Annotated in this window: 24 protein-coding genes and 1 tRNA gene; 12 read left to right on the forward strand and 13 right to left on the reverse strand. The window is 71.8% G+C overall.

The genetic code is table 11. From position 1 onward, the window contains the following. The first annotated feature begins 2 nt into the window (after window positions 1-2). Entirely contained in the window at window positions 3-554 is a 552-nt protein-coding gene (locus ACIBCA_RS22880; protein WP_396284801.1) for a hypothetical protein, read from the forward strand. A gap of 32 nt (window positions 555-586) precedes the next feature. On the opposite strand, the gene uppS is transcribed toward ACIBCA_RS22880, so the two are convergent. Genes uppS through ACIBCA_RS22895 form a run of 3 tightly spaced genes read right to left on the reverse strand, consistent with a single transcriptional unit; the run spans window position 587 to window position 2528 of the window. After that, window positions 587-1363 carry a polyprenyl diphosphate synthase gene (gene uppS, locus ACIBCA_RS22885; RefSeq protein ID WP_396284802.1) on the reverse strand — a complete coding sequence of 259 codons (777 nt, stop codon included), beginning with the start codon at window positions 1361-1363 and terminating at the stop codon, window positions 587-589. 59 nt (window positions 1364-1422) lie between these two features. After that, entirely contained in the window at window positions 1423-2232 is an 810-nt protein-coding gene (locus ACIBCA_RS22890) for a hypothetical protein (protein WP_396284803.1), read from the reverse strand. Further along, entirely contained in the window at window positions 2229-2528 is a 300-nt protein-coding gene (locus ACIBCA_RS22895; protein ID WP_396284804.1) for a PadR family transcriptional regulator, read from the reverse strand. Before ACIBCA_RS22895 ends, ACIBCA_RS22890 begins: the two co-directional genes overlap by 4 nt. Before the next feature lie 85 nt (window positions 2529-2613). Here ACIBCA_RS22895 and ACIBCA_RS22900 point away from each other — a divergent pair, with 85 nt between their 5' ends. Further along, complete coding sequence (locus ACIBCA_RS22900; RefSeq protein WP_396284805.1) at window positions 2614-3681, forward strand: hypothetical protein; 1068 nt, start codon at window positions 2614-2616, stop codon at window positions 3679-3681. Window positions 3682-3753: 72 nt separating this feature from the next. Here the strand turns inward: ACIBCA_RS22900 and ACIBCA_RS22905 are convergent, their stop codons facing one another. The 3 genes from ACIBCA_RS22905 to ACIBCA_RS22915 form a co-directional block, all read right to left on the reverse strand. Further along, entirely contained in the window at window positions 3754-4269 is a 516-nt protein-coding gene (locus tag ACIBCA_RS22905; RefSeq protein ID WP_396284806.1) for a hypothetical protein, read from the reverse strand. A 67-nt stretch (window positions 4270-4336) separates the two neighbouring features. Continuing rightward, complete coding sequence (locus ACIBCA_RS22910) at window positions 4337-5101, reverse strand: GNAT family N-acetyltransferase (RefSeq protein ID WP_396284807.1); 765 nt, start codon at window positions 5099-5101, stop codon at window positions 4337-4339. A gap of 85 nt (window positions 5102-5186) precedes the next feature. Continuing rightward, window positions 5187-5345 (reverse strand): hypothetical protein, encoded by a 159-nt coding sequence (locus tag ACIBCA_RS22915; protein WP_396284808.1) that lies wholly within the window; start codon window positions 5343-5345, stop codon window positions 5187-5189. A gap of 195 nt (window positions 5346-5540) precedes the next feature. On the opposite strand from ACIBCA_RS22915, the gene ACIBCA_RS22920 reads away from it, so the two are divergent. Further along, entirely contained in the window at window positions 5541-6470 is a 930-nt protein-coding gene (locus ACIBCA_RS22920) for a GNAT family N-acetyltransferase (RefSeq protein WP_396284809.1), read from the forward strand. A 273-nt stretch (window positions 6471-6743) separates the two neighbouring features. On the opposite strand, the gene ACIBCA_RS22925 is transcribed toward ACIBCA_RS22920, so the two are convergent. Then, window positions 6744-7625 carry an alpha/beta fold hydrolase gene (locus ACIBCA_RS22925; protein WP_396284810.1) on the reverse strand — a complete coding sequence of 294 codons (882 nt, stop codon included), beginning with the start codon at window positions 7623-7625 and terminating at the stop codon, window positions 6744-6746. 148 nt (window positions 7626-7773) lie between these two features. Between ACIBCA_RS22925 and ACIBCA_RS22930 the strand changes: the two genes are divergently transcribed. After that, a complete protein-coding gene (locus tag ACIBCA_RS22930) occupies window positions 7774-8220 on the forward strand; it encodes a MarR family transcriptional regulator (protein WP_396285010.1) in 447 nt (148 codons plus the stop codon). Here ACIBCA_RS22930 and ACIBCA_RS22935 read toward each other — a convergent pair. Together ACIBCA_RS22935 and ACIBCA_RS22940 are read right to left on the reverse strand one after the other, a co-directional pair. Beyond that, window positions 8210-8734 carry an AAA family ATPase gene (locus tag ACIBCA_RS22935; protein WP_396284811.1) on the reverse strand — a complete coding sequence of 175 codons (525 nt, stop codon included), beginning with the start codon at window positions 8732-8734 and terminating at the stop codon, window positions 8210-8212. The two genes, ACIBCA_RS22930 and ACIBCA_RS22935, sit on opposite strands and share 11 nt — an antisense overlap. A 37-nt stretch (window positions 8735-8771) precedes the next feature. Beyond that, window positions 8772-9314: a CGNR zinc finger domain-containing protein gene (locus ACIBCA_RS22940; protein WP_396284812.1), complete on the reverse strand. Its 543-nt coding sequence runs from the start codon at window positions 9312-9314 to the stop codon at window positions 8772-8774. A gap of 113 nt (window positions 9315-9427) precedes the next feature. Between ACIBCA_RS22940 and ACIBCA_RS22945 the strand changes: the two genes are divergently transcribed. Further along, complete coding sequence (locus ACIBCA_RS22945; protein ID WP_396284813.1) at window positions 9428-10645, forward strand: MFS transporter; 1218 nt, start codon at window positions 9428-9430, stop codon at window positions 10643-10645. A 77-nt stretch (window positions 10646-10722) separates the two neighbouring features. Here ACIBCA_RS22945 and polA read toward each other — a convergent pair whose 3' ends face one another. Continuing rightward, window positions 10723-13407, reverse strand: a complete 2685-nt coding sequence (gene polA / locus ACIBCA_RS22950; protein WP_396285011.1) for a DNA polymerase I — start codon at window positions 13405-13407, stop codon at window positions 10723-10725. A 276-nt stretch (window positions 13408-13683) separates the two neighbouring features. Between polA and ACIBCA_RS22955 the strand changes: the two genes are divergently transcribed. The 6 genes from ACIBCA_RS22955 (at window position 13684) to ACIBCA_RS22980 (ending at window position 20590) form a co-directional block, all read left to right on the forward strand. Next, the gene (locus tag ACIBCA_RS22955; protein ID WP_396284814.1) at window positions 13684-14172 is read left to right on the forward strand and encodes a PaaI family thioesterase; all 489 of its coding nucleotides are present in this window, start codon (window positions 13684-13686) and stop codon (window positions 14170-14172) included. Window positions 14173-14787: 615 nt separating this feature from the next. Beyond that, window positions 14788-16023 carry a branched-chain amino acid ABC transporter substrate-binding protein gene (locus ACIBCA_RS22960; protein WP_396284815.1) on the forward strand — a complete coding sequence of 412 codons (1236 nt, stop codon included), beginning with the start codon at window positions 14788-14790 and terminating at the stop codon, window positions 16021-16023. Between the two features lie 157 nt (window positions 16024-16180). Continuing rightward, window positions 16181-17110, forward strand: coding sequence for a branched-chain amino acid ABC transporter permease (locus tag ACIBCA_RS22965; RefSeq protein WP_396284816.1), 930 nt, complete (start codon window positions 16181-16183; stop codon window positions 17108-17110). Window positions 17111-17115: 5 nt separating this feature from the next. Continuing rightward, window positions 17116-19044 (forward strand): branched-chain amino acid ABC transporter permease, encoded by a 1929-nt coding sequence (locus ACIBCA_RS22970; protein ID WP_396284817.1) that lies wholly within the window; start codon window positions 17116-17118, stop codon window positions 19042-19044. An 8-nt stretch (window positions 19045-19052) separates the two neighbouring features. After that, window positions 19053-19877: an ABC transporter ATP-binding protein gene (locus ACIBCA_RS22975; RefSeq protein WP_396285012.1), complete on the forward strand. Its 825-nt coding sequence runs from the start codon at window positions 19053-19055 to the stop codon at window positions 19875-19877. After that, window positions 19874-20590: an ABC transporter ATP-binding protein gene (locus ACIBCA_RS22980; protein WP_396284818.1), complete on the forward strand. Its 717-nt coding sequence runs from the start codon at window positions 19874-19876 to the stop codon at window positions 20588-20590. The genes ACIBCA_RS22975 and ACIBCA_RS22980 overlap by 4 nt, the downstream gene beginning before the upstream one ends. A gap of 63 nt (window positions 20591-20653) precedes the next feature. Here the strand turns inward: ACIBCA_RS22980 and ACIBCA_RS22985 are convergent, their stop codons facing one another. Further along, on the reverse strand, window positions 20654-21313 hold the full coding sequence (locus ACIBCA_RS22985) for an ANTAR domain-containing response regulator (protein ID WP_396284819.1): 660 nt from the start codon (window positions 21311-21313) through the stop codon (window positions 20654-20656). A gap of 95 nt (window positions 21314-21408) precedes the next feature. Here ACIBCA_RS22985 and ACIBCA_RS22990 point away from each other — a divergent pair. After that, a tRNA-Leu gene (locus ACIBCA_RS22990) sits at window positions 21409-21491 on the forward strand. A gap of 7 nt (window positions 21492-21498) precedes the next feature. Here the strand turns inward: ACIBCA_RS22990 and ACIBCA_RS22995 are convergent. Together ACIBCA_RS22995 and pyk are read right to left on the reverse strand one after the other, a co-directional pair. After that, entirely contained in the window at window positions 21499-21798 is a 300-nt protein-coding gene (locus ACIBCA_RS22995; RefSeq protein WP_396284820.1) for a helix-turn-helix domain-containing protein, read from the reverse strand. 182 nt (window positions 21799-21980) lie between these two features. Next, entirely contained in the window at window positions 21981-23411 is a 1431-nt protein-coding gene (pyk, locus tag ACIBCA_RS23000; RefSeq protein ID WP_396284821.1) for a pyruvate kinase, read from the reverse strand. Between the last annotated feature and the right edge of the window lie 105 nt (window positions 23412-23516).

Genomic DNA, 23516 nt, shown 5'->3' on the forward strand with positions numbered 1-23516 from the left:
TCATGCGACTCGCCCTCACTGCACGGCATCTCTTCGACACCGGCTCCACCCCCGCCGAGGTCTACGCCAACCTCGCCCGACGCACCCGCCAACCCCTGCGCTCGGCCCGCGCCGTCTGCGCGGCCCTCGCCATCCCCGCCGCCGAAGCCAACCGCCGCCTCGACGACTGCTACGACGCCCTCCTCGCCAGCCCCCGCCCGGGCTCCGAAGCCGACACCGGCGAACTCCTCGAAGCCCTCGGCATCTTCGACATCCCCAAACAGCTCGACGACCGCGAACTCGCGATCATCGAACTCTTCCTCACCGCCATCGACGCCCTCGGCGGCATCCGCGCCGGACACCAGCACGGCCTGGCACGCTGGTTCACCACCGGCAACCTCACCACCGCCTACCTCTCCCTCACCGCCGCCCGCCCCCTCGCCCGCACCGGCGACCCCACCCGCTACTGGACCACCCTCGTCGCCGCCGGCGAACTCCTCCTCACCCAGCCCTCCCCCGACCCCCGCCTCACCTACGCCCTCACCCAGTGCCGCACCCGCGCGACAACCCCGTAGCGCGGGAAGTCGGTCCCGCCGACTTCCCGCACTCAGCCGCCGTAGCGCCGTTGCCTGGCGGCGAAGCTGCGGACGGCGCGCAGGAAGTCGACTTCGCGGAAGGCGGGCCAGAACGCCTCGCAGAAGTACAGCTCCGAGTAGGCGCTCTGCCAGAGCAGGAAGTTGGAGAGCCGTTGCTCTCCGCTGGTGCGGATGACGAGGTCGGGGTCGGGCCGGCCGGCGGTGTAGAGGTGAGGGGTGATGTCGTCGACGGTCAGGGTGTCGGCGACCTCGGTCAGTGACGCGCCGGTTTCGGCTCGCGCGTGCATGAGGTCGCGTACCGCGTCGACGACCTCTTGGCGGCCGCCGTAGCCGATGGCCAGGGTGACGTGGGCGCCGGTGGTGCAGGTCCGGGTGGCCTCGACGGCTTCCTTGAGGGCGTGGGCGGTGCTGTCGGGCAGCGCGTCGGCGGTTCCGGCGAGGTGGACCTGCCAGCGGGGGTCGGGGCGGAGGAGGCGGTCGAGGACGACCTGCTCGATCAGCCGCATCAGGTGGGCGACTTCGGCGTCTTCCCTGCGCTGGAGGTTCTCGGTCGAGCACACGAACACGGTGACGTGCTCGATGCCCAGCGCCTCGCACCAGGAGAGCACCTCCTCGACGTGTTCGGCGCCCGCCTTGTGGCCGGCGCCGGGGCCGGCCATGCCCATCTGCCGCGCCCAGCGGCGGTTGCCGTCCATGATCAGCCCGACGTGCCGGGGCAGCGGGCCCGCCATGACCCCGCGTCGCAGGCGGCGGGTGTAGAGGGCGCGGAGCAGATCGGGCATGGGCACCGTCCAGGTCGAAATTAAGGGGCGGCCCGCCGGACCCGGCGGGCCGAGGCCGGGGAACGTCAGGGGCGTGCCGTGCTGCTCGACGGGGCGGGCGGGAGGTCGCGCAGGTCGCGCAGGGTGCCCGCGCACACCGCCGTCAGCGCCAGCAGGCCCGCACCGATCGCGGCGCCCAGCGGGTGGAACCCGCCGCTGGTGACCGAGAGGCCGAGGATGGTCGCGCCGCCGGTGGCGCTGGCGGCGGCGAGGGTCCGGACGCCGGCGCGCAGGCGGCCGGTGCCCGGCGGCACGACGGCGTCCGCGCCGACGCCGGTGAAGATGCGGGGGATCTGGATCGCGCCGAGGCCCAGGGCGGTCCACCAGGCGGCGAGCACGGCGGTGCGCAGGGTGGGCGGCGAGGCGTCGGCGTCGAGACCGCCGTGCACCAGGACGACGGCGGCGGTGCCGAGGGCCGTCGGTGCGGCGAGGCGGCGTACGGCCCAGCCGAGCAGGGTGAGCGCGGCGTTGAACGTGGGCCGGGGGCGCGGGGCGACGAGGGCGATGCCGAGCAGCAACAGGGTGGTGCAGCCGTGCGTGACCCACTCCCGGACGCCGTCGGCGGGCAGCGGGCCGGCCTGTTCGGCGGCCAGGTGGCTGAGGAACCAGGCGGTGAGGGCGACGGTGATGCCCATGGTGGCCACCCTCCGCTGGCGCTGGGCCGGGGAGTCGGCGGGCCAGTGGGCCGGGTGCAGCCACATGTCCGCGATGCCCGCGATCAGGTTGGGCCAGGACTTCCAGCCCGCGCCCCGCGCCTCGTCCTCCACCATCGATCCCCAGCGCTCTCGGAAGGCGTCCGGGTAGAGCCTGACCAGGCTCCGGGCGACCAGGCTCACGCCGGGTTCACCCCCAGGCTCCGCAGCCCCGCGTTCGCGACCCGGGCCATGGCGCGCAGTTCGCGTTCCAGGACCTCGCGGCCCAGAGGTGTCAGCTGGACCGGGCGCTGGCGGCCCTGCCCGTCGAGCGCCTCGACGAGCCGTTTCGACTCCAGTCTGGCCAGTGCCCCGTACAGGCTGCCGGGCCCGAGCCGCTCCCCGGTCAGCTCCTCGATCGCCGTGTTGACGGCGTATCCGTGCAGAGGCCCGTCGGCCAGTGCGCAGAGCACCAGCGTCTGGGCGTCGTTGGCTTGCATGTTCCCTCCTCCGGTCCTGACGGCGCACCATACTACGCGACGTGAACTACGCGCCACGTACTACGCAGTGTGTACTATCTGCGCCATGGGAGACACGATGACGCACCGTCAACTGCCCGTCGGGCACCCGGCCCGGTCCGCCGCGGCCACGGCGCTGTGGACGTCCACGGCCGCCGGCACCGCCTTCACCGCGTTCGCCTACCTGACGACCCAGGTGCGCGCGGTACGGGCGGGCAGCCCCTGGCAGGACGACCCGTACGACGCGGTGGTGACCTTCACGCTCTTCTTCGTCCCGCTGCTCGGAGCGCTCGGCGCGGGCCGGATGCCGCTGTGCCGCCGCGACCGGCCGCTACCGTGCCACCGGGTCGGGCAGCTGCTGCGGACCGCCCTGGTCGGCACGCTGCTCGTCGGCGCCACGCTCGCCACCGACTGGGCGGCAGTGGCCGTGCGGGCGGACCGCGGACTCTGGAACGGCGGCACCCCCTGGCTGATCGCGTCCCTGGCGGTGCTCACCGCCGTGACGGCACTCTGCCTGTTCCTGCACCGCCGGGCGGCCGGGCTGCTCCCGGCGACGGCGCGCCCGGACGGGGACTGGCTGGACGACGTGGCTCCCCTGGTCGCCCTGCTCACCCACCGTCACCCGCGAGTGGGCCAAGGGCTCGCCCGGCTGACCGGCCTCGGCGGCGTACCCGGCTTCGTCCGCGGCCGCTTCACCGCGCTCGCCGCGACGGCGGCCCTCGCCGCCGGCCTCCTGGTCGCCGCCGGGCTCGCCTCCGGCGAGGGCTGGCCCGGGGCCCTGCTCTTCGCGGTGGAGGCCGCGGTCTTCGCCGGAGGCACCTTCGCCTTCCTGATGATCTGCAACGGCGTCCTGCGGATCGCCGCGCCCGGCCCCGTGTCGGGGGCGCGCCGGGCCGCCCGGATCGCGGCCACCGCGGCCGCGTCGGCCCTGCCGGTCGCGCTGGCCCTGCGGGACCCCCTCTGGCGGCTCCTCGGGCTCGGCCCCCGGGCCGACTCCGTCGGGCAGTGGGCGGTCGTCATGCTCGCCGCCGCGCTGCTCACGGGCGTGTCGGCCTTCGGCGCGGCGATGGTCCTCCTGGACCGCCCGGCGCGTGGCCGAGGCGGACGGGCCGGCACTCCGAACGACGCTCCATAGCGGTAGCCGGGTAGCCGGACCGACAGGTGCGCAGGAAGTCGGCCCCGCCGACTTCCTGCGCCCGGGGCGTGTCTAGCCGCTGAGGGCGCTGCTCGCGGCTGTGGTGAAGGCGGTCACGTCGTAGGCGGCGTGGGCGATGAGGAAGGCCTGCCGGCGCTGCTCGGCGGCCTCCGCTTCGCCCCTGCGGGCTTTGCCGTGCCAGCTCGCGCCCGCGTTGTCCATGTCGGTCAGGGTCCCGAAGACGGCCTCGGCGTGCTCGGCGACGCCTTGGGGGCCCATGATCCGGACGAGGGCGTGGGCCCGTTGCAGTGCCTTCCACAGCTCGTAGTTCCGGCTGACGATGCTCTGGCGGTCCTCCTCGCCGCAGGTGCTGTCGGCCATCGCCTCGGCCAGCCGCCACCAGCTTCCGTGGAGGTCGGTGGCCGCTCCGAGGAACTCGGTGTAGGCCTCGCGGCGGTTGTCGTCCAGCCACTGGCCCTTCTGCACTTCCCCCTGCGCCCTGATGGTCGCCCGGGCTGTTCGCGCCGCCGCGGCCGTGGTGATGACCGTGCCGCCCGCCCCGATCAGGGCGCCCAGAACCACTCCCACTGCCGGATCCATGGTCGTATGACCTACCAGCAGCGGGGCGTCCTGTCACCTCTGTTGCCGGGCCGCGTCAGCTCAGGGAGGCCCACCAGGTGGAGGGGGAGGCGAGCTGGTAGCCCAGGGACTCGTAGAGGGGGCGGCCGAGCTTGGAGGCGGTGAGGGTCGCGGGGTGGTCGGCCATGTGGGCGAGGGCGCCGAGCATGACGGCGCGGCCGGCGCCGCGGGAGCGGAAGGCGGAGGAGGTGCCGACCCAGTAGTGGCTGCCGATGCCGTCGGCGACGACGCTGATGCAGGCGCCTGCCGGGGCGCCGTCGATCGAGGCGAGGAAGACGTCGACGCCGGGCTGTTCGACGAGCGCCTGCGGGAAGAGTTCGCCGCCGCGGTGGGGCTGGAAGCCGTCCAGGTCGAAGCTGTCGATCACGATCCGTTCGGCGGCCTCGAGGTCCTCGGGCTTCCGGGCGCGGATGACGTCCAGGGCGGGGGCGGCGACGGGCGCGGGGCGGCGCAGCATGATCGGCATCTGCCAGTTGCGCATGGGCAGGTGGCCCAGGTCGGTGGAGCTGTACGGGTCCTCGGCGGTGACGGGGCCGGCGGCGCGGCGGACGAGGTCGGTGAGCTCGGCGAGTTCGTCGGCGGCCAGGTCGGGTTCCTGGACGAGGATGCGGGTGCCGGTGCGCTCGTCGCCCTCGACCGCGAGGAATCCTCGGCGCCGGATGACCTCGTGCCCCCGGCCGAGGCCCGTGGCGGCCCAGAAGGCGGCGGAGTTGCGGGCCTGGCGCGTGGGGGCGTCGGCGAGGGTCACGGGCTGGTCGGGGGCGGTGGATCTGGTTGTCATGGCGCCTACGGTAGTGGGAAATTGGCCCGGCGAACGGGCCAATTTCCCACGATCCCACTGGGCCACCACTGGCCGCCGCCGGGCTTCAGCCGTAGTGGTCGGTGATGTGGTGGATGATGTTGTTCCGGTGGTGATTGCCCTGGATGTCGTAGAAGTCGCCGCCGCGGACGGTGAGTCCGACGCCGTCGGGCTCGGAGTCGACGCGCGGGGCGGACGGGCTGGTGACGTCGTTGCCGCGGGGCACGTCCTGGGGGCGGTGGACTCGGCGGCGTGGGTCAGGCTCTCGGAGGTGAGGATCTGGCCGCTGTCGGCGGCGCGCCACGCCTGGACCGTCAGAGACTTCCAGCGGCCCGAGGGAACGCACATCGGTCATCTGACCGACCGTCTCGATCGCGCATTCCGGTCGACAGGGCGCGGCCGGGTGGCGGAGAGTCGGATCATGGCTGATCCGTCCTCCCCCTCTCCTCTCCCGCCCCCCTACCGCTCGCGGGCGGCGACCGTCGCCGACGCCCGCGCGATCCACGACCTGGTGGCCGCCTGCGAGCGCGCCGTCCTGGGCCACCCCGAGACCGAGCCCGACCGCATCGCCGCCGACCTCACCCTGCCCGGGCTCGACCCGGCCGTCGACACGCTGCTGGTGCACGACGCGGCCGGGCGCCTCGCCGGGCGGGCCTGGGTGCACGGCGGGCGGCGCAGCGAGGTGGACGTGCACCCCGGACACCGGGGCAGGGGCCTGGGCGGCGCCCTCCTCGACTGGGCGGAGGCCCGGGCGCGCCGGGCGGGCGGCGAGCGGCTCAGCCAGACGGTGTCGGACGGCGACCGGGCGGCGGTGGAACTGCTGCGCTCGCGCGGGTACGAGCCGTTCGTCGCCCAGTGGCTGCTGGAGATCGCGCTGCGCGAGGAGCCGGTGGTGCCGGCCCCGCCGCCCGGGATCACCCTGCGCAGCTTCCGGCCCGGCGACGAGCGGGCCGCGTACCGGCTCACCGAGGACGCGTTCGACGAGTGGCAGAAGCGCCGCAAGCCGTACGAGGAGTGGGCCCGGCACACCGTCGAACTCGACACCTTCGCCCCGGAGTTCTCCCCGGTGGCGTTCGCCGGGGACGAGATGGTCGGCGCCGTCCTGTCCCTCGACGTCCCGGGCACGGACGAGGGCTACGTCGAACGCGTCGCGGTCCGCAAGGACCACCGCAACCGCGGCATCGCCCGCATGCTCCTCCAGGAGTCCTTCCGCGCCTTCCACCGCCGCGGCCACCGCACCTGCACGCTGTGGACCCACTCGGAGACCGGCGCGCTCTCCCTCTACCAGCGGGTCGGCATGACGGTCCGCCGCACCTCCGCGGTCTACGGAAAGGCGCTGGGCCCCGCCTGAGCATCCGCCGCCGTCCTGCCGTCCCGCTGTCGGAGCCCCACGCCGTACTCCGTGCCGTGGACCTGCGATCGGAACTGACGTCAGCCGAGCAGATCGTCGACCGGGCCCTCGCGTACCGTCCGATCGCCCTATGAGCCACCGGTCCGTCCGGGCCGTCCGGCACAGGAAGTCGGGCCCGCCGACTTCCTGTGCCTCAAACCCCGCCACACAGCGCCGAGTTCGCCCTTCTCCCCCACCGCAGCTCCCCTCCCCCGCGCAACGAACGCGCCGATCCTAGCGGCCCTCCGCCAGGAAGGCGGCCACGCGCTCGTTGACCTCCGCCGCCGCGGCCATCGGCAGGTTGTGGTGCGTCGCACCCGGCACGACGGCGACGGTGGCCTCCGGCAGGGTGGCGCGGGCCGCTTCGGCGACGCGGCGGGAGTCGTGGGCGCGGCCGTGTTCGGCGAACAGGGCGAGTACGGGGGCGGTGAGGCGGGCCGCGGCCGGGCGGGGGCCGGTGACGACGCGGGAGGCGGGGAAGTCGGCGTACCCGAGGGCGTACAGCTCGCGCCAGTCGGGGTCGAGGCGGTCGGCGCCGCCGCACTCCCAGTCCAGGAAGGTACGGGCCCGGTCGGGGGTGCGGCCGGGGAGAAAGAGCGGCAGGGCGTGCAGCAGGTAGCCGGGGCGGAAGCCGGCGAAGCACTGGGTGGGGTCGAGCAGGGCGAGCCGCCGGACGCGGGCGGGCGCGTGCAGGGCGTAGGTGAGGGCGATCCAGGCGCCGTAGGAGTGGCCGCAGAAGTCGGCTCCGGGGACCTCGAGTTGATCGAGCACGGCGTCCAGCCAGCCGAGCAGCCCGGGGACGCCGGCGAGCCGGTCGCCGTCGTGGACGCTGCGCCCGGGGTCGCCGATGAGGTCGACGGCGAGGACGCGGTGGCCGGCCCGGGCCCAGGCGCCGGCGTTGGCGAACCACATCGCGGAGGTGGCGCCGCCGCCGTGGAGCAGGACGAGCGGGCGGCCGTCGCGCGGGCCGCAGGCGTTGATCCGGGTGCTGCCGTGGGCGGTGCGGACGTCGATCGCCTCGACCGGGACGGGCCAGCGGGCGAGCAGGGCGTCGTAGGCGGCGAGGAAGGAGGGGGCGGGAACGGAGGAGGCGGGGAAGGAGGATGGAACCGGCACGGTGGGCCTCCACAGCGAAGCATCAGGGCATGATGGAATCACTCGCGGAGCAAGTATCTCGCTCAGCGAGAGAATAGTGGCACACGCGTGCCCGGAAACGGAGAACAGGGTGCCCGAAGCCCCAGCACACCCCGAGCCGACGGACCCGATGCGGCTGGTCCACCTGATGCGCACACTCACCGTCGAACTCGACCTGTTCGGCGCCGAGTTCGCCTCCCGCAACGCCCTCCACCCCACCGACCTGCGCGCCCTGATCCACCTCCTGGACGCCGCCCGCGCGGGCCGGGTCGTCACCCCCGGGCGCCTCGGCGAGGCGCTGCACCTCAACTCCGCCGGCACCACGGCCCTGGTCGACCGCCTGGAACGCCTCGCCCTCGTCCGCCGCGACCGCGACCCCGAGGACCGCCGCCGCGTTCGCCTCACCGTCGAGCAGCGGGCGATGGACCTCGGCCAGGGCTTCTTCGGCGGCCTGATCGCCGAACTGGTCGCCGCCATGGGCGAGTTCGACCCAGCCGAACTGGAGACGGTCCATCGCTTCCTGGAGACCATGACCACCGTCGTCGCCAACGCCGAGCGGGAGACCCTCAGCCCCTGAGAGCCTCCGCGATCCGCCGCGCCACCTCGGCGGGCGCCAGGTGCGTGGTGTCCACGACCTCGGCCTCGGCGTGCAGCCAGGTGCGCGCCGCCTCCGCGTACGGCTCCAGATGGCGGAGCCGGAACGGGGAGTCGGGGCCGACCACGACGTCCCCCGCGATGCGCCCGCGCAAGGTCGCCCGGTCCGCGTGGAGGACGAAGTGCCGTACCGGGATGGCGTGTTGCGCCAGGCCGTCGCTGATCTCGCGCCAGTACTCCTCGACCAGGACGGTCATGGGGACGACCAGCGTGCCGCCGGTGTACTCGAGCACCCGGCGCGCGGTCTCGACCACGAGCGAGCGCCACGGCGGCCAGTGCTGGAAGTTGTCCGTCTCGGGCAGGCCCGGCGTGATGTCCATGAGCGTCTCGCCGACCTTCTCGGCGTCGAACACCCGTGAGTCCGGGATCAGTTGCCGCACGAGCGCGCTGGTCGTCGTCTTGCCCGCGCCATGAGTACCGTTGAGCCAGATGATCACCCGCCGATGCTAAGCCCTGCTCATCGGAACACGCCCCCTATCCGGCCCGGCGGGCGCGGAAGGCGGCGGCCTTGACGCGGTTCTGGCAGGCCGTGGAGCAGAACTGGCGGCCGGCGTTGCGGGAGGTGTCCACGTAGACGCGGTCGCAGCGCGGCGCCGCGCAGACGCCGAGGCGGCCGGCGTAGTCGCCGCCGATGGCCATGGCCAGGCCCGTGGCGCAGCCGGCTCGCCAGCCGACGGCGTACGAGTCGTCGGCGCCGTGGAAGTGGACCTGCCACGGTTCGCCCGGCGCCCGGTCCAACTGCGGGCGGGCGCCGCTGTCCTGGAGGATCGCGTTGAGCACGGGCACGGCCTCGTCGAGGCGGTCCTCGGCGACGGCTTCGAAGATGGTGCGCAGGGCGCGGGCGGTCGCGGCGAGGTGGTCGGCGGCCTCGGGGCCGAGGTCGGCTCCGGCGTTGAGGACGGCCCGGACGGCGCCCACGCGTTCGGCGCCCTCGGGGGCGAGGTAGGCGCGGCCGCGCGCCTCGCCGTCGGTGAGTCCGTTGACGAGGGCGATGGAGGCGTCGAGAAGCGCCCGCATGTGACTGTCGAACAACACTTGACCAGTTACCCCTCGCTCGCCTACGGTGCTCATCACCGCAGTCCATCACTGACATTAGCCCATTCACCAGTGACGTGAGAGAGTGGCCGCCCGTGCCCCGCCCCGAGGCATTGCCCCGCACCGTCCGCCTGCTCCTCCTCGCCCGGGTCGTCAACCGGCTCGGAGCCTTCTCCCTTCCCTTCCTCACCGCCCTGATCCGCACCGACCACGGCGCGAGCCTCACCACCGCCGGACTGGTCACGGCCGCCTTCGGCCTGGCCACCATCCCCTCCCGGCTGGCCGGCGGACGCCTCGCCGACCGGATCGGCCGCCGCTCCACGATCGTGCTCGGCCTCTGCGGCTGCGCCCTCGCCCAGGCGGCGATCGCCGCCTCCCGCTCACTCCCCTCAGCGGTCGCGGCCGCGGTGCTGCTCGGGCTCGCCTTCGAGCTGTACGAGCCGCCGAGCCAGGCCCTCGTCAGCGAAGCCGTACCGCCGCAGCACCGCGTACGCGCGTTCAGCCTGTTCAGCGCGGCCATCGCCGCCGGGGCCATGGGCGCCGGACTGCTCGCGGCGCTGCTCGGCCGCTGGGACCTGCGGCTGCTCTTCCTCGCCGACGCCGCCACCTGCCTGGCCTGCGCCCTGCTGATCCGGCTCGCCCTCCCCCGGGACCGCCCCGCCTCCCCGCCCGCCGAAACGGCGCCGCCCATCCGGCCGCTGCGCGACCCGCGGCTGGTCAGCGTCCTGGCCACCGGCACCGCCTACGCCCTGATCAACCAGCAGACGGTGATGTCCCTGCCCCTCGCGCTAGCCCGCGAGGGCCGCCCCGCCGCCGACGCCGGGCTGCTGTTCACCGCCGCCGCGGCCACCACCGTCCTCGCCCAGCCCCTGACCCGGCTGCCCGCGATCGAGAGGCTGTCGACGCCCGCCGCCCTCGCCCTGGCCCACCTGCTCCTCGCCGCCGGGCTCACCGGCTACGCGCTCGCGCGCTCCCTGCCCGCCCTGATCGCCGCCGCCGCCGTGATGAGCCTCGGCGACCTGCTGGTCATCGGCCGTGCCTACGCCCTGGTCGCCGACCTCGCACCCCCCGGCGCCGCCGGCCGCTACCTGGCCGTCTTCGGCACCAGCTGGGGCATCGCCGCCACCCTCGCCCCCGTCCTCGGCACCCAACTCCTCGCCCACGCCGGCACGACGGCGCTCTGGTCGACGTCGGCCGCGCTGTGCCTGCTGCTCGCCGCCGTCCACCTGAGAGTGACGCCCCGATCCCCCGACGAGCTTCCGGCACCGGGCCGTTGCCTTCCTACCCCCCGGCCCACCCCGCACCCCGGCTGAGCACGACGGCTGAGCACGACGGCTGCGGGCCCGGGCACCGAAGCGCCCGGGCCCGCCGCCGTCACCGAAGAGGAACCTCAGTGCGCGGCGGCCTCCCAGTTCGCCCCCACGCCGACCGACACGTCCAGCGGCGCCCGCAGCGGGTACGCCCCCGCCATCTGCTCGCGCACGATCGCCTCGACGGGCTCGCGCTCGCCCGGGGCCAGCTCCAGCACGATTTCGTCGTGCACCTGCAGCAGCATCCGCGAGCCCAGGCCGGCGGCCCGCAGCGCCTCGTCCACCCGCAGCATGGCGATCTTGACGATGTCGGCGGCCGAGCCCTGGATGGGCGCGTTGAGCGCCATCCGCTCCGCCATCTCGCGGCGCTGGCGGTTGTCGCTGTTGAGGTCCGGCAGGTAGCGGCGGCGCCCGAGCAGGGTCTCGGTGTACCCCGTCGCCCGGGCCTCCTCGACCACCCGGTGCAGGTAGTCGCGCACGCCGCCGAAGCGCTCGAAGTAGGTGTCCATCAGGCCCTGCGCCTCGGCCGGCTTGATGCCGAGCTGCTGCGAGAGCCCATACGCGGAGAGCCCGTACGCGAGGCCGTACGACATGGCCTTGATCTTGCGGCGCATCTCGGCGTCCACGGCGGCGCCCGGCACCTCGAAGACCTGGGAGGCGACGGTGGTGTGCAGGTCCTCGCCGGAGGCGAAGGCCTCGATGAGCGCCTCGTCCTCGGACAGGTGCGCCATGATGCGCAGTTCGATCTGCGAGTAGTCGGCGGTGAGCAGCGACTCGTAGCCGGACCCGACGACGAAGGCGCGGCGGATCGCCCGCCCCTCCTCCGTACGGACCGGGATGTTCTGCAGGTTCGGGTCCTGCGAGGAGAGGCGGCCGGTGGCGGCGACCATCTGGTTGAAGGTGGTGTGGATGCGCCCCTGCGGCGAGACGGTCTTGAGCAGGCCCTCGACGGTGGTGCGCAGCTTGGCCTGGTCGCGGTGGCGCAGCAGGATGACCGGCAGTTCGTTGTCGGTCTGGGTGGCGAGCCAGGTCAGGGCGTCGGCGTCGGTGGTGTAGCCGGTCTTGATCTTCTTGGTCTTGGGGAGGGCGAGTTCGCCGAAGAGGATCTCCTGGAGCTGCTTGGGCGAGCCGAGGTTGAACTCGTGGCCGGCGGCGGCGTGGGCCTCCTCGACGCAGCGCTGGATCTCGGCGGCGAACTGCGCCTCGATCGTGGTGAGCCAGTCGCGGTCGGCGGCGATGCCGTAGCGCTCCATGCGGGCGAGCAGGGCGGCGATGGGCAGTTCCATGTCGCGCAGCAGCTCGGTGGCGCCGACCTCGGCGAGGCGGGTGTCGAACATCGCGGCGAGGTCGAGGACGGCGCGGGCCTGGAGCATGAGGGCCTGGGCGGCGGCGCTCTCGTCCTCCTCGGGGGCGTCGAAGGTGAGCTGGCCGCTCTCGGCGGCGGGGGCCGGGGCGAGGGAGCGGGCGAGGTACTCCTCGGCGAGCGCCTCCAGGGTGAAGGTGCGCCGGCCGGGCTTCTCGAGGTACGCGGCCAGGGCCGTGTCGGCGACGACGCCCTCGATCGTCCAGCCCCGCTCGGCGAAGGCGCGCATGACCTGCTTGGCGATGTGCAGGGCCTTGGGGGCGGCCGGGTCGGCGAGCCAGGCGGCGAAGGCGCGCTCGTCCTCCTCGGCGAGCTGCGCCGGGTCGAACCAGGCAGCCGACTCGCCTGCGGCGAGGGCGACTTCGGTGACCTCGCCGCTGCCGAGGGCCCAGGTGTAGACGGCGGCGAGGGCGACGGTGGTCTTGCCGTCGGTGCCGTGCTCGCGCAGCCAGGAGGCCAGGGTGCCGGGGTCGGTGAGGAGTTCGCCGTCGACCTCGACGCCGGGGGCGAGCTCGACCTCCTCGTTCTCGGCGCCGGTGGGGTCGACGCCGAAGACGCGGTCGCGGAAGTTGGCGTTGCGGAACTCCAGGGACTCCATCAGCGTGCCGACGGCGGCCTTGTCGAACGCCTTGCGCTCCAGGTCGTCGACGCCGAGCGGGAGTTCGACGTCGCGGACGAGTTCGGTGAGCATCCGGTTGCGCTTGACGGAGTCGAGGTTGTCGCGCAGCTTCTCGCCGATCTTGCCCTTCACCTCGTCGGCGCGGGCGACGAGTTCCTCGAAGGAGCCGAACTGGTTGACCCACTTGGCGGCGGTCTTCTCACCGACGCCGGGGATGCCGGGCAGGTTGTCGGACGGGTCGCCGCGCAGGGCGGCGAGGTCCGGGTACTGGTTCGGGGTGACGCCGTACTTCTCGGCGACCTTCTCCGGGGTGTAGCGGGTGAGCTCGGAGACGCCCTTGGTCGGGTAGAGGACGGTGACCTGGTCGGTGACCAGCTGGAGCGAGTCCCGGTCGCCGGTGACGATCTGGACCTCGAAGCCGGACGCCTCGGCGGCGGTGGCGAGGGTGGCGATGATGTCGTCGGCCTCGAAGCCGTCGACGGTGAGCCGGGGGATGTTCATGGCGTCGAGCAGTTCGCCGATGAGGCCGATCTGGCTGCGGAACTCGTCCGGCGTCTTGGCGCGGTTGGCCTTGTAGTCGGGGAACTCGGCGGAGCGGAACGTCTGCCGGGAGACGTCGAAGGCGACCGCGAGGTGGGTGGGCTGCTCCTCGCGGACGGTGTTGGCGAGCATCGAGGCGAAGCCGTAGACCGCGTTGGTGGGCTGGCCGGTGGAGGTGTTGAAGTTCTCCACGGGCAGTGCGTAGAAGGCCCGGTAGGCCATCGAGTGCCCGTCGAGCAGCATCAGCCGGGGCCGCCGGCCGGCCTCGCCGCCACCCGCCGCGCCCTTGTCCGTACTCTGCGTAGCCACGTCAACGTCCGTTCCTGCCGATTCCACTACCGGCCACCGATCCTATGGCCCGGCACCGACAAAAGGGGCGCCGCGTCAACGGCCCGCGCCGCCGCCCCAGCAGGGCACGAGCGGCACGCCAGGTGCGCGGGAGGGCTGCTACCGCCGAGTAGGCCGGTCGTACGATCACAGGCAGCACGATGATGTGATCCCCAGCGGCAGGAGCCCCCCATGACCGACGCGACCCGCGACACCGCGCCCGACACCGCGCCCGCCACCGCGCCCGTCCTGAACGTCCCGCAGGACGTGCTCGACCACTTCGCCAAGCTCGGCGTGAGCCCGCAGACGTTCTCCGGCGGCCACCTCGGCGAGAAGCTCGGCATCCGCATCGTCGAGGCGTCCGGCGACCGCGTGGTCGGCACCATGCCGGTGGAGGGCAACCAGCAGCCATACGGGCTGTTGCACGGCGGCGCCTCGGCCGCGCTGGCCGAGACGCTGGGCTCGATCGGCGCGATGCTGCACGCCGGCCCCGGCCGGTACGCGGTGGGCGTGGACCTCAACGCCACCCACCACCGCTCGGCCACCTCCGGACTGGTCACCGGCGTCGCCACGGCGGTGTTCAAGGGCCGCACGGCGGCGACGTACGAGATCGCGATCACGGACGACACCGGCAAGCGGATCACCAGCTGCCGCCTGACCTGCATGCTGCGCGACCTGTAGGACCGTAGAGGACGGCCCCGCAGGACGCACCCCTTCCGCACACAACGTCCCCACCGCTGACGCGAGTTCAGCCAAGACGAAGTCAAGTCCCTTGACCGCCCCCTTGTTTGACCACACCCGCCCCTGGGCAGGCGTTGGTCTGGACGAGGGGGCGGTTTCGCGTCCGAACGGTTCGCGCGCCCGTAACGCTACGTAACAAGTAGGACGTCCGCGTAACCCGCAGTTCCGAGGCCGGAAAGCGACCCGGAACTCCCCCTCCGCTTTCCCGTTGTCCGGAATACGGACGTGCACGGTCGAAACCAGCACACCGAACACCCGTGTCCGATTATCGACGCTGCCAGCTGCACCCCATGTTTACGGGCCTTACATCCCTCCACCAGCGCGGAAACACCCGGCCGTTTCGGATCGATCAGGCCGAGAAGTCCACATGCTGAGAAAAATGCTCCGTGTGCTCATAACAAGAGAATCACAGCATTCCCGCAGCACTGCCCGAGTCCCCTGACGGCCATCTAGAGTCACGGCCAGTCACCGCGCCAATCGATCTGGGCTCTGCCCTCCGCGCATCCCGGCACCCGCCAGTCAGGCGCGGCGCCTCCCGAACCGAAGGGGACCCTCGTGCGTCATCGTGCAGCAGTTGTCGTGAGCATTGCCGTCATCGGCGCCCTCAGCCTCAGCGCGTGCGGCTCCCGGGGCGAGAAGAAGGACAACGCCGGCGGCAAGGACAACAACGCCGCCACCACCACCGTCGTCATCGGCGTCGACGCCCCCCTCACCGGCGACCTCTCGGCCCTCGGCCTCGGCATCAAGAACTCCGTCGAGCTCGCCGTCAAGAAGGCGAACTCCACCAACGAGGTCCCCGGCGTCAAGTTCGAGATCAAGGCCCTCGACGACACGGGCAAGCCCGCCCCCGGCCAGCAGAACGCCACCCAGCTCACCGCCGACGACAAGGTCCTCGGCGTCGTCGGCCCCCTCAACTCCAGCGTCGCCCAGTCGATGCAGCAGATCTTCGACGACAAGAACCTCGTCGAGATCTCCCCCGCCAACACCGGCGTCGCCCTCAGCCAGGGCGAGAAGTGGGCCAGCGGCGAGAAGAAGCGCCCCTTCAAGTCCTACTTCCGCACCGCCACCACCGACGCCGTCCAGGGCCCCTTCGCCGCCCAGTACCTCTTCACCGACGCCAAGAAGTCCAAGGTCTTCCTCATCGACGACCAGAAGACCTACGGCGCCGGCCTCGCCGCCACCTTCAAGGGCGAGTTCACCAAGCTCGGCGGCAAGATCGTCGGCGAGCAGCACGTCAACCCCGACGACCGCGACTTCGCCGCCATCGTCACCCAGGTCAAGAGCTCCGGCGCCGACGCCGTCTACTACGGCGGCGAGTACCCCGCCGCCGGCCCGCTCTCCCTCCAGCTCAAGGACGCCGGCGTGACCGTCCCCCTCATGGGCGGCGACGGCATCCAGAGCGGCGACTTCATCAAGCTCAACCCCAAGGGCCAGGGCGACCTCGCCACCGCCGTCGGCCTGCCCGTCGAATCCCTGCCCACCGCCAAGCAGTTCATCGACGACTACAAGGCGGCCGGCTACAAGGACGCCTACGAGACCTACGGCGGCTACTCCTACGACAGCGCCTGGGCCATCATCCAGGGCGTCAAGAAGGTCAAGGCCGACGGCAAGCTCGGCGACAGCAAGGCCCGCGAGCTCGTCCGCGACGCCGTCCAGGGCGTCTCCTTCGACGGTGTGACCGGCAAGGTCTCCTTCGACGAGTTCGGCGACACCACCAACAAGCAGCTGACCGTCTACACGGTCAAGGACGGCAAGTGGGCCGTCGAGAAGTCCGGCACCTTCAAGGGCTGACCAACACCCGGGCCGAACGGCCCGCCAGCACCTGAAGCACCCGAAGTACCTGAAGCACCCGAAAGACAGAGCGCGCGGGGGCCCCACGAGTGCCCCCGCGCGCCCCCACATCCACCACCCACGCGGACACCCCCGAACGCACTACGGAGGCCCAGCGGTGCACGACCTACCGCAGCAGCTGGCCAACGGCCTGATCCTCGGCGCCCTCTACGGCCTCGTCGCGATCGGCTACACGATGGTCTACGGCATCGTCCAGCTCATCAACTTCGCCCACGGCGAGATCGTCATGGTCGGCGGCTTCGGCGCCCTGACCGCCTACCTCTCCCTCCCCGGCGGCACCACCCTCTGGCTGGCCATCCCGCTGATGCTCATCGCCGGCATCCTGGTCTCCACCCTCACCGCCGTCGCCGCCGAGCGCTTCGCCTACCGGCCCCTGCGCAGCGCCCCCCGGCTGGCCCCCCTCATCACCGCCATCGGGCTGTCCATCTTCCTGCAGCAACTCGTCTTCTCCTTCTACCCGGACGCCAAGAAGGCCCGCGTCTTCCCCAAGATCCCCGGCGACCCCTTCACCCTCGGCTCCGTCACCGTCCAGCGCAGCGACCTCTTCCTCATCATCGCCGCGCCCCTGTGCATGCTCGCCCTCGGCTGGTTCGTCAACCGCACCCGCTCCGGCCGCGCCATGCAGGCCACCAGCCAGGACCCCGACACCGCCAAGCTCATGGGCATCGACACCGACCGCATCATCGTCATGGCCTTCGCCATCGGCGCCGCGTTCGCCGCCGTCGCCGCCGTCGCCTACGGACTGCGCACCGGCCAGGTCGACTTCCGCATGGGCTTCCTCCTCGGACTCAAGGCCTTCACCGCCGCCGTCCTCGGCGGCATCGGCAACATCTACGGAGCCATGCTCGGCGGCCTCACCCTCGGCGTCGCCGAAGCCCTCGCCTCCGGCTACGTCCAGGACATCCCCGGCATGCACCTCTTCGGCGGCGGCGTCTGGAAGGACGTCTGGGCCTTCGTACTCCTCATCGTCGTCCTCCTCGTCCGGCCCCAGGGCCTGCTCGGCGAGCGCGTCGCGGACAGGGCGTGATCAGCGTGACCACCACCGAGACCAGCCGGATCATCCCCCTGCCGGCCAAGGCCGCCACCGCCCTCACGGGCCTCGGCGCCCTCCTCACCGCCGCCTCCGCCGCCCTCTCCTGGACCTGGACCAGCGACTACCCCGGCGACCTCACCTACACCGGCTCCCCCGCCGGCCTCCAGTGGCTCGCCCTCGCCGCCGGCCTCCTCACCCTCGTCCTCCTCCTCGGCACGCAGGGCCTGCCCGGACTGCGCTGGGCCGCACCCACCCGCGGCCACAACGCCGTCCTCTTCGCCGCCACCGGCGCCCTCGCCGTCAGCGTCTACTCCGTCGCCTCCATCTCCACCGAACTCGGGGGCCTCGCCAACCTCGAACCCGGCGGCTGGGTCCTCGCCGCCGGCGGCCTGATCACCATCGCCGGCGCCCTGGGCCTGCCCCTCGACCGGCGCACGAACGTCCCGCTGCGCATCATCGACAAGCGGCTCTTCCTGCTCGTCCCCGCAGCCCCCCTCGTCTGGGTCGCCACCCACGCCATCCCCGACGACAAGCCCGTCGCGCCCGTCATGACCGCCCTCGCCGGCGGCGTCGCCATCGCCACCGGCGCCGTCCTGCTCCTCCAGCTCGGCCACCTCGCCAACTCCTGGCTGCGCCTGGGCACCGTCGAACGGCCCCTGCCCGCCGCCCGCGAACTCCCCTCCTGGGCCGAGATCCTGCTCATCGTCGTCGCCTTCGGCCTGGGCCTGTTCGCCATCACCTTCGGCATCGACACCGAGTACGGCGAACTCTTCGTCGGCTACCTGCTGCTCGCCCCGGCCTTCGTCGCCGCGCTCGGCAAGTCCGGCCTCCTCGCCCGGCTGCGCGCCCTGACGGTCAAGCACCGCCCCGTCACCACCGGCGCCGCCTTCGCCGCCGCCGCCAGCTTCCCGTTCACCCAGAGCAGCGACCAGTACACCTCCGTCGCCACCAACATCCTGATCTTCGCCACCGTCGCCCTCGGCCTCAACATCGTCGTCGGCCTCGCGGGCCTGCTCGACCTCGGGTACGTCGCCTTCCTCGGCGTCGGCGCCTACGCGGCCGCCCTGGTCTCCGGCTCCCCCGCCTCGCCCATCCACGTCCAGTTCCCCTTCTGGGGAGCGATGCTCACCGGCGCCGCCGCGTCCATGGTCTTCGGCGTCCTCATCGGCGCCCCCACCCTGCGGCTGCGCGGCGACTACCTCGCCATCGTCACCCTCGGCTTCGGCGAGATCTTCCGCATCACCATGCAGAGCCTCAACGGGACCACCGGACCCAACGTCACCAACGGCTCCAACGGCATCCCTCGCATCCCCGACCTGGAGATCTTCGGGTTCAACCTCGGCAAGACCCACGAGGTCGCCGGCATCGAACTCGGCCGCTTCTCCAACTACTACCTGCTGATGCTCCTCGTCACCGCCCTCGTCGTGCTCGTCTTCGCCCGGGTCGGCGACTCCCGCATCGGCCGCGCCTGGGTCGCCATCCGCGAGGACGAGACCGCCGCCGAGGCCATGGGCATCAACGGCTTCCGCCTCAAGCTCCTCGCCTTCGCCCTCGGCGCCTGCCTCGCCGGCGTCGCCGGCACCGTCCAGGCGCACGTCAGCTACACCGTCACCCCCGACCAGTACACCTTCGCCGAGGCCCTCCCGCCCAACTCCGCCTTCCTCCTCGCCGCCGTCATCCTCGGCGGCATGGGCACCATCAGCGGACCCCTCGTCGGCGCCACCCTCCTCTTCCTCATCCCCAAGAAGCTGGAATTCCTCTCCGACTACCAGCTCCTCGCGTTCGGCGCCGCCCTCATCGTCCTCATGCGCGTGCGCCCCGAGGGCCTCATCCCCAACCGGCGACGCCAACTCGAGTTCCACGAAGCCGCCATCCCCACCCAGGCCACCGGCGACGACACCACCGCACTCACCAAGGCAGGGGCGTGACCCACCCCATGACCACCACCGCCACCCCCCTGCTCGACGTCACCGGCGTCACCATGCGCTTCGGCGGCCTCACCGCCGTCAACGACGTCTCCCTCACCGTCGGCGAGGGCGAGATCATCGGCCTCATCGGCCCCAACGGCGCCGGCAAGACCACCTTCTTCAACTGCCTCACCGGCCTGTACGTCCCCACCGAGGGCGCCGTCCGCTACCGCGGCACCCTCCTGCCGCCCAAGCCCCACCTCGTCACCCAGGCCGGCATCGCCCGCACCTTCCAGAACATCCGGCTCTTCGCCAACATGACCGTCCTGGAGAACGTCCTCGTCGGCCGCCACAGCCGCACCAAGGAAGGCATCTTCTCCGCCATCCTCCGCGGCCCCCGCTACCACCGCGCCGAAGCCGAGAGCCGCGAGAAGGCCATGGAACTCCTCGCCTTCACCGGCCTCGCCGACAAGGCCGACCACCTCGCCCGCAACCTCCCCTACGGCGAACAGCGCAAGCTCGAGATCGCCCGCGCCCTCGCCTCCGACCCCGGCCTGCTGCTCCTCGACGAGCCCACCGCCGGCATGAACCCCCAGGAGACCAGGGCCGCCGAGGAACTCGTCTTCGCCATCCGCGACCGCGGCGTCTCGATCCTCGTCATCGAGCACGACATGCGCTTCATCTTCAACCTGTGCGACCGCACCGCCGTCCTCGTCCAGGGCCAGAAGATCGTCGAAGGCGACCGCGACACCGTCCAGAACGACGAACGCGTCATCACCGCCTACCTCGGCGCCCCGATCGACGAGGCAGTTACGGACACTGTCACGGACACCGTTACGGAGACCGACAAGTGAGCACACTCCTCGAAGTCCAGGACCTCCGCGTCTCCTACGGCAAGATCGAGGCCGTCAAGGGCATCAGCTTCACCGTCGAACAGGGCGAGGTCACCACCCTCATCGGCACCAACGGCGCCGGCAAGACCACCACCCTGCGCACCCTCTCCGGCCTCCTCAAGCCCACCGCCGGACACATCACCTTCGACGGCCAGGAGCTCTCCACCGTCCCCGCCCACAAGATCGTCTCCCTCGGCCTCGCCCACTCCCCCGAAGGCCGGCACATCTTCCCCCGCATGACCATCGAGGAGAACCTCCTCCTCGGCGCCTTCCTGCGCACCGACACCCCCGGCATCACCGCCGACGTCGACCGCGCCTACACCCTCTTCCCCATCCTCGGAGAACGCCGCAAGCAGGCCGCCGGCACCCTCTCCGGCGGCGAACAGCAGATGCTCGCCATGGGCCGCGCCCTGATGAGCCGCCCCAAGCTGCTCATGCTCGACGAGCCCTCCATGGGGCTCTCCCCGCTCATGATGCAGAAGATCATGGCCACCATCGTCGAACTCAAGGCGAGCGGGACCACCATCCTCCTCGTCGAACAGAACGCCCAGGCGGCCCTGTCCCTCTCCGACCGCGGCTACGTCATGGAGACCGGCCGCATCGTCCTCTCCGGCACGGGCGCCGACCTCCTCCACGACGAGTCCGTCCGCAAGGCGTACCTCGGCGAGGACTGACCCCCCGTACGTACGACAAAGGGCCCGGCAGATCCCTCTGCCGGGCCCCTCTCGTCCCTCTTACTACTCCGCCTTCTCGGCCTCCTCGGCCTTCTTGCGGTCCTGGGCCTCGCCCTCCTCGATGACCGCCTCGGCCACCGCCGCCATCGTCATCCGCCGGTCCATCGAGGTCTTCTGGATCCACCGGAACGCGGCGGGCTCGCTCAGCCCGAACTTCGTCTGCAGCACACCCTTCGCCCGGTCCACCAGCTTCCGGGTCTCCAGCCGCTGGGTGAGATCCCCGATCTCCTTCTCCAGCGCCCGCATCTCGGTGTACCGCGACACCGCCATCTCGATCGCCGGCACGAGGTCCGACTTGGAGAACGGCTTCACGATGTACGCCATCGCCCCGGCGTCCCGCGCCCGGTCCACCAGCTCCCGCTGCGAGAACGCCGTCAGCATCAGCACCGGCGCCAGGTGCTTGTCGTGGATCTGCTCGGCGGCCGAGAGCCCGTCCAGCACCGGCATCTTCACATCGAAGATCGCCAGATCCGGCCGCAGCTCCTCCACGAGCTTCACCGCCGTCTCCCCGTCGCCCGCTTCCCCGACGACCGTGTACCCCTCCTCCTCGAGCATCTCCTTGAGGTCGAGACGGATCAACGCCTCATCCTCGGCGATCACGATCCGGGTGATCTGGGGCGATTCGGTCTCAAGCGGCTGTGCCTGCTCGTCGGCGGTGCTCACGGGGCTCCTAGTTCCGGCGGGGGTGCTGCAGTAATCGAGGGTACCTAGCAGCGGCCGACCACACACAGCCGGTATGCTCTGTCGGGACTGACCTCGCCGGGTTGGTGGAACGGCATACACGGATGTCTCAAACACATCTGCCCGAAAGGGCTTGCGGGTTCGAATCCCGCACCCGGCACCCTCTCTCAGCTCGCCCTGTCCAGCGGCTCCAGCTCGACGGTGAGTTTCATCCCGAGCGCCTCGGCGAACCTCTCCAGCACCACGATGGTGGGCATCGTCCCACCCGCCTCGAACCGGGCGATGGCAGGCTGCTGCATACCCGTGGCCGCAGCCAACTGGGCCTGGGTCATCCCGAGAACCTCTCGACGCAACCGCACGGCCTCCCCCAGCTCGAAGCGAATCCGGGCAGCCTCATAGGCCGCCCCGGCCCCGGGCCGGTTCATGATCTCTTCTCGCACTGCTCGCCAGGACGCACGTTCTGTCATCAGACCCACTCCTCGTCGACCGTAGATCCAGTCCCGAACCTCGGGTTCCAGCTCCGCCTCACCCCAAGCCATAACACGGATGTTATGAACCCGCTACCCGCCCACGACCCGTTTCGGGCGCGAAACGGGCGACATCCCCCCGAACGAGGGGTGCCGCCCGCGAACGATCGCTCGAATGCCGGTCAGGCGTCCAGGGTGCCCACGTGGTGGACGCGGACGAAGTTGGTGGAGCCGGCGAGGCCGGGTGGGGAGCCGGCGGTGATGACGACGATGTCGCCCTTCTGGCAGCGGCCGAGGGACAACAGCGCCGCGTCGACCTGTTCGACCATCTGGTCGGTGGTGGGGGCGAAGGGGCCGAGGAAGGTCTCCACGCCCCAGGTGAGGGCGAGTTGGCTGCGGACGGCCGGTTCGTAGGTGAAGGCGAGGACGGGGATGGGTGAGCGGTAGCGGGTGAGGCGGCGGGCGGTGTCGCCGGACTGGGTGAAGGCGATGAGGTACTTGGCGTGCAGGAAGTCGCCGATCTCGGCGGCCGCGCGGGCGACGGCGCCGCCCTGGGTGCGGGGCTTGGTGCCGGCGGTGAGCGGGGGCAGGCCCGCGGAGAGGACGTCGTTCTCCGCGGCCTCGATGATGCGGGCCATGGTCTTGACGGTCTCGACGGGGTACTTGCCCACCGAGGTCTCCCCGGAGAGCATCACCGCGTCGGTGCCGTCCAGCACCGCGTTGGCGACGTCCGAGGTCTCGGCGCGGGTGGGCCGGGAGGCGTTGATCATCGAGTCGAGCATCTGGGTGGCGACGATGACCGGCTTGGCGTTGCGCTTGGCGAGCTTGACGGCGCGCTTCTGGACGAGCGGGATCTGTTCGAGGGGCATCTCCACGCCCAGATCCCCGCGCGCCACCATGATGCCGTCGAAGGCCGCGACGACGGACTCGATGTTCTCGACCGCCTGCGGCTTCTCGATCTTGGCGATGACGGGCACGAAGCGCCCCTCCTCGGCCATGATCCGGTGGACGTCCTCGATGTCGCGTCCGCTGCGGACGAAGGAGAGCGCGACGACGTCGGCCCCGGTGCGCAGCGCCCATCGCAGGTCGGCGACGTCCTTGTCGCTGAGTGCGGGGACGGAGACGTCGACGCCGGGGAGGTTGAGGCCCTTGTGGTCGGAGACGAGGCCGCCTTCGACGACGAGGCACCGCACGCGCGGTCCGTCGACCTCGACGACCTCGAGGGTGACGCGTCCGTCGTCGACGAGGATGCGTTCGCCGCGGGTGACGTCGCCGGCGAGGCCGGGGTAGGTGGTGCCGCAGATGTCCTTGTCCCCCACGACGCCGTTGTCGGTGGAGATGGTGAACTCGTCGCCGCGTTCGAGGAGTACGGGGCCGTGGGCGAAGGTGTCGAGGCGGATCTTGGGGCCCTGGAGGTCGGCGAGGACGCCGATGCTCCGGCCGGTCTCGTCGGCGGCCTTGCGGACCCGACGGTAGCGTTCCTCGTGCTCGGCGTGGGTGCCGTGGCTGAGGTTGAATCGGGCGATGTCCATCCCGGCGTCGACCAGGGCCTTGATCTGGTCGTACGAGTCGGTGGCGGGCCCGAGGGTACAGACGATTTTTGCTCGGCGCATAGTGCTGAGACTAGGCATTACCGGCGCGTAACCACGACGCGGGCCCGGGCTGCGGGATGACCGTTTCCAGAAGGCGAGTTGAACAATCTGACACATCCTCGGACC

The organism is Kitasatospora sp. NPDC051170 (assembly GCF_044455705.1).
Classification (GTDB): Bacteria; Actinomycetota; Actinomycetes; order Streptomycetales; family Streptomycetaceae; genus Kitasatospora.